Genomic DNA, 5,364 nt, shown 5'->3' on the forward strand with positions numbered 1-5,364 from the left:
GACGATCTCGTCGATCCAGTTCATCTGCTCCCAGTACTCATCGTACTCTATACGATCGATCCAATCATAAAATGCAGGAAAGTATTGCTCCAGAATCGGATGTCTTTCATTCAGCGGCATCTTCCACAGCATCTCCTCGGGGCTGCGCATAAACCGTGAGCATTGCTCGGCCGTCTTGAAGTCACCCGCCCTTTGCGCCGTATCACGAGCAAGCTGGAAAGCCCACGGCAGATGATTGCCAAGCGCGAAGGAGCCATGTGGGTAAAATAAGCCGTGGTACATGTCTGCCGGGCACATGCTCGGCGCAATCGCCCTGAGCGCGGGCGGGTGAAGGGAAGCCGCAGCCCATTGTGTGAGCCCTTGATAAGAGAAACCGTACATGCCTACCTTCCCGGTCGAGCCGGGCAAAACTGCTGCCCATTCTATGGTATCAAAGCCGTCCTCAGCTTCCTGTACAAACGGATCAAATTCGCCTTCCGACTCTCCCCGTCCCCTGACATCCTGGATTACCACGATGTATCCCTTACTGGCATACCAGACGGGATGGGCATGCGTAACGGTAGAGGCAATCGACCGGCCGTAGGGCTGGCGCATCAGCAGCACGGGATATTTTCCTGTCTCATCAGGCATGTATATATCTGAATACAACGTCACACCGTCACGCATCGTGCAAGGAACCTTGCGGCGGATGACCACATTTCCAAATTTCATGCGACTCGCTCCTTTGCTGTAGATCCGGATTTACTATAAAAATCCGTATGGTACGCTAGCTGCTGCTGTGTGGAAAATATCCCATCACCCGTTAATCAGATGCCACTGACTGCCGGACGCTTTAATTTCTCCTGATTCAGGATTCCCTTCGGGTCGTTGTGGTGTTTGATCTCCCACAAACGTTCGTGGGCATATGATCGTCCACCTTCCTTCAAATCCCAGGTATGCGGATTATTGACTACAACCCCGTTTTCCTCGTAACACTCCATCAATTGATTCAGGCGTTCCTCCGTTGTGAAGGGAACCAGCGGCAGGCCGGAAATTAGCAAATTTCCGCTTTGCCGGGCAAATTCTATATGATTCATCACTTCCGGATATTCCTTTTTCATAGCCGAGATTTGCTCAAGGGCATGGGCAGGATCAAAATTCAGTTGCAGGTAGGTCAAGCCCGGGTCTGCCTTGCGCGCCCACAAGGTTGTATGGTTCCATGTAAAGTCGGATACACCGACGCCTTTATGATACTGCTCGGCGGAGACCTTTGTAGACGGTAACCCACCGTTTTCCGCTATGGCACGCTCCAGCCGCGATTCACAGGCCGTATCCATTTCAAGCAATACAGCGGTACGCCCTTCGGGAATATCGAGAGGTACAAAATAGGATGAAATCGGCCATTCATGAATAGAAATGAGCCTCTTTACAAGAGACGTATCTTCAGCAACCAACTGCCCGAAGCGAAAAGCTTGTTCAAAGCTGTCAAAGGTTACTGCCCACTGCATCCATTCCACCCGCGGGGCCAGATTGATTTCCACCTCGGACAGAATGCCAATCGTACCGTAGGTATGCAGGTAAGGCAGCACCTCTTCTCCTTGGAGCTCAATGGTACGGGGCTGAACCTCGACAGTCTTGATTTTCAGGGAACGTACCAGACCGTCCCAGATGGTTCCCCAACGGATCGAACCGATGCCACCAAAACCACCGCTCAAAAAACCGCCGATCGTCGCAGTTTGAAAGGTAGAAGGCATTGTTCGCAGCTCATAGCCCGCCTTGCGGGCAGTGGATTCCATTTTGCCTAGCCTTGCTCCAGCCTGAACCCGCATTATGCCTTCTCCCGTTTCTAGCACCTTGTTGTACTTCGCCAGATTCAGCACGATTCCGCCTGTGACCGGGACACATTGGCCATAGTTGCCAGTGCCGTTCCCCCTGACGGTTAGTGGAACCCCCAGCTCCGCGGCAATGGATAACAGAGTATCAAACTCTTCCTCGGTACGTGGACTGGCGATGCACTCGGCGACCTTGCCCTGCAGCTGACTGGTCAGCACAGGGGAGAAGTGATGATAATCCATCGAATATTTGGAAATTGCTAGCTCCTCCCACTGCAACAGCTCAGGATCGATGCGTTCTTTCAGAATGGCTGTCCAATGTTCATTCATTCGGTTCCCCTCCCATATGTTTTCATTCAGCCCGCTAAAGGCCCTTCCTCCTAAGAATGCAGCAGGAACTTATCCGTGAATGCCTTGCTGACATCGGGCTCTTTTTTCAATGCTCCAATCTTCATCAACTGCTGTCCCAGCTCCGCCCAGCGCTCTTCTTTCATATAACCGACACCATGTTCCGCCGCATCACCTTCATATACGAACGGGATGAGCGCTTCCGCCGCATAGTTCAGCTTTTCTTTCGTAAAATCTGGGTTTTCCTTTAAAATGACATCATTCACGCTATCATAATTGGTCTTGTAATAATTCCAGCCCTTCATCGAAGCCTCGACATAGGCACGCACAAGATCGGGATGGTCCTGAATATACTGCTCTGTCGTGAACAGCACATTGGAATACGGATTATAACCGGCATCTGCCAGCAGCAGGAATTTAACGTCCACATTTTGCTTCTTCATCTCGTACGGCTCACTGGTTACATATCCCTGAATAGCAGCCGTTTCATCGGGTATAAAAGGAGCCAGAGAACCGGTATAAGCCATTTCCTTCACATTATCCAATTGATATTTGCTCTTTACATAATCCCAGAACACCGAGCCTGCCCCCACGTAAACGGTACGGTTGTTCAAATCGGCAAGGGAGGAAATATTCTGATTGGCATGAACCATAAGTCCCTGCGGGCTTTTCTGGAAAATCGTCGCAATCGCTACCAAAGGGATTCCCTGTTCACGGGCCACCAGCAGTTGATCCGCCGTGGTGAGTCCGAACTGTGCTTTGCCGGAAGCCACGATCTGTGTGGGAGACACCTGCGGCCCTCCTCCCTGGATGGTCATATCCAGACCAGCCTCTTTGTAATACCCCTGTTCCTTTGCCGCATACAGACCGCCATGCTCCGCCTGTGCAAACCAGTTCGTCACCTGTGTGACTGCCGTGAGTCCCCCGCTTTTTCCTGTGGAACCCGATGTCTCGGCAGCGGCATTCTGAGCAGTTTGCTGATTGCCGCAAGCAGCCAGCAATGTTGACAAGGAAAGCATTGCTACCAGTAAAACAGCAAATCTCTTTTGTCTGTACTTGTTCATCTCATTACCACTCCCCAAGGAAAATTACTGATAGTTGTAGTCTGCATCCGCTACCGGATTACGAAGCGTCGTAAAGCCGCTGATTCTGCATTCGGCAACATCTCCGTGCCGAATCTGGACGGACCCCGGTGTGCCCGTCATGATCACATCGCCTGGATAGAGGGTCATCATCTGTGAAAAATACGAGACAATGAACCATGGATGATAAATCATGCGAGACACGGTATTGCTATGAATAACCTCATCGTTCAACACGGTTTCAACAGCTAGGCTCTGCAGATCGCTTATTTCGTCAGGTGTTATTAGCTGTGGTCCGAGACTGAAAAATGTGTCGAATACCTTGGATCGTTGCAGAAATCTGGGATTCCGTGCGTGAATGTCCTGGCTTGTCATATCCAGGGTTACGGCAAAGCCAGCGATGACGTCCCGCACGCGTTCTTCCGGCACATTTTTGCAGCTTCGGCCAATAATAATGCCAAGCTCCGCTTCTGATGTCACATTCACCGATTGAGCCGGCAGCCGGATATACTCTTCCGGCCCGATCAGGCTTGAGTCCGGCTTCATGAAGCAGACCGGCTCAAGCTCTGGTGGAGTGGATGCGAGATCGATTGCTTTCTGTACATAATTCATGCCAATTCCCCATATTTTGCGGGGGTGGCGGAAGAGAGGGGCTGGTATCGCCTCCTCCGCTGGTATGAAAGGGCTCGATGACCATGCTCCGTCCCCGTGCTTCTGATACCACTGGACAAGCTCCTCCAGCTGACCCTGCTGCAATATCTCCATGACGGAGGTTCCCCATGCGCTTCCTTCCGCCCTATTGATCTCCTCCAGTAGGAAAAATCGGCCTTCATGCTCAATCGCGGCCCGTTCCCCATCGCCGTGTTTAAGACTGACGAGCTTCACGGGCGGTTTCCTGCCGGCTGCTGAGCCGTCTCAGTCCCGCGGACATCGGTGATTTCAAAATCACACAGCTCCTCCAGCGCCTCCGACAGAATTGCCGTAATTCTGTCCTGAATGATCCTGCCCTTCTCAGGCGTGGCCATCGTAGCATCCCCGGCCATTCCGGTAGCTGATATATCAGCCATCTTCCAGGCGAAGCGGATTTTCCCTTCTAATGTAAGAAAACGGTAAGAGGACATATCGGGGAGCTCTTTGATAAGTAACTCTTTCTGCACCCAGTCCGGTTTAATGGACATGACCAGAGAAGTCTCATAATCGCCTCCGTGAATCCCGTATTCCAGTTCCTCGGGAGATAGGAGGTCCTCCGCCACATTCAGACTACTGGGACTGAGATAGAAAACCATCATCCCCGTTCTAATCCGGATTTCCCGTGATACGGTATTCAGCAAATCCACGTTGCCGCCATGCGTATTAAACAGCAGTAGCTTGCGAAAACCGCTGGCCTTCAGACTTTCTGCAATGTCCAGCATTATGGCATGTAGCGTACCCGCAGACAAGGAGATCGTGCCCGGCAGTCCGATATGCTCATTGCTTTTGCCATACGAGACCGGAGGCAGCAGCCATATCTCCTTATCTGGCCGCACCCGCTCCAGCGTTTGTGTTAATGTCGCCTCCCCAATCAGAGTGTCCGTATATATAGGCAGATGGGGCCCATGCTGCTCCACAGCTCCGACCGGCAGAATAACCAGCGCCTTCTCCTTTGGCAGTTCTTTGACCTGTTTGCTTGTCAGACGGGGCAAAAAGCGCTCCTCCCATGTCGTTCCTTCATATCGTTGAAACATAACAGACACCCTTTCTCCTGCAGCTTTGATGTTCTTTTCGCGTAGCTTAATGTTCTTATATATCGAGTGATAATCTTATCCTTATACTGCCGGAACAAGGGATGTAGCCCATTCCAGCAGACGCCGATCCTGTCCCGGGCCAGCGATGAGGGAAATACCGACCGGGCAGCCCAGTATCTCGGCAGCGGGGATCGTAAGCTGTGGCAGTCCCGACAAGCCAGCAATGCAGGTCAAACGCATCGTTCGCACTCTTCGTTCTTCAATGAGCGGCCCGGCCAGCCCCAGCTTCGGGGCTGCTCCGGTAGTCGTCGGTATCACAAGCACCGCATCCATTCCGAGCAGGTCAGCCATGTGCTTGCGCACCTCAAGCCGGCGTTCTGCTTCCTTCTCCTGATCAGC

General features: G+C 52.1%; 6 protein-coding genes. All 6 read right to left on the minus strand.

Annotated elements, in window-relative coordinates:
- A partial coding sequence (locus L696_RS0112855; RefSeq protein ID WP_025683993.1) for a CocE/NonD family hydrolase occupies positions 1–711 on the minus strand: 711 nt, incomplete at its 3' end.
- 95 nt (positions 712–806) lie between these two features.
- Positions 807–2,141, minus strand: a complete 1,335-nt coding sequence (locus tag L696_RS0112860; RefSeq protein WP_025683994.1) for an FAD-binding oxidoreductase — start codon at positions 2,139–2,141, stop codon at positions 807–809.
- Positions 2,142–2,191: 50 nt separating this feature from the next.
- A complete protein-coding gene (locus L696_RS0112865) occupies positions 2,192–3,223 on the minus strand; it encodes an ABC transporter substrate-binding protein (RefSeq protein WP_025683995.1) in 1,032 nt (343 codons plus the stop codon).
- A 24-nt stretch (positions 3,224–3,247) separates the two neighbouring features.
- Positions 3,248–4,126, minus strand: a complete 879-nt coding sequence (locus L696_RS0112870) for a fumarylacetoacetate hydrolase family protein (protein ID WP_025683996.1) — start codon at positions 4,124–4,126, stop codon at positions 3,248–3,250.
- The gene (locus tag L696_RS0112875) at positions 4,123–4,965 is read right to left on the minus strand and encodes a creatininase family protein (protein ID WP_025683997.1); all 843 of its coding nucleotides are present in this window, start codon (positions 4,963–4,965) and stop codon (positions 4,123–4,125) included. The genes L696_RS0112870 and L696_RS0112875 overlap by 4 nt, the downstream gene beginning before the upstream one ends.
- Positions 4,966–5,046: 81 nt before the next feature.
- Positions 5,047–5,364, minus strand: a 318-nt coding sequence (locus tag L696_RS0112880; RefSeq protein WP_025683998.1) for an amidase family protein, incomplete at its 5' end; no start/stop codon positions are given.

The organism is Paenibacillus maysiensis (assembly GCF_000520815.1).
Taxonomy (GTDB): Bacteria; Bacillota; Bacilli; order Paenibacillales; family Paenibacillaceae; genus Paenibacillus; species Paenibacillus maysiensis.

Coding starts and splice junctions, on each gene's coding strand:
- L696_RS0112865 (WP_025683995.1), bottom strand. CDS start 3,223: ATGAACAAGTACAGACAAAAGAGATTTGCTGTTTTACTGGTAGCAATG.
- L696_RS0112875 (WP_025683997.1), bottom strand. CDS start 4,965: ATGTTTCAACGATATGAAGGAACGACATGGGAGGAGCGCTTTTTGCCC.
- L696_RS0112860 (WP_025683994.1), bottom strand. CDS start 2,141: ATGAATGAACATTGGACAGCCATTCTGAAAGAACGCATCGATCCTGAG.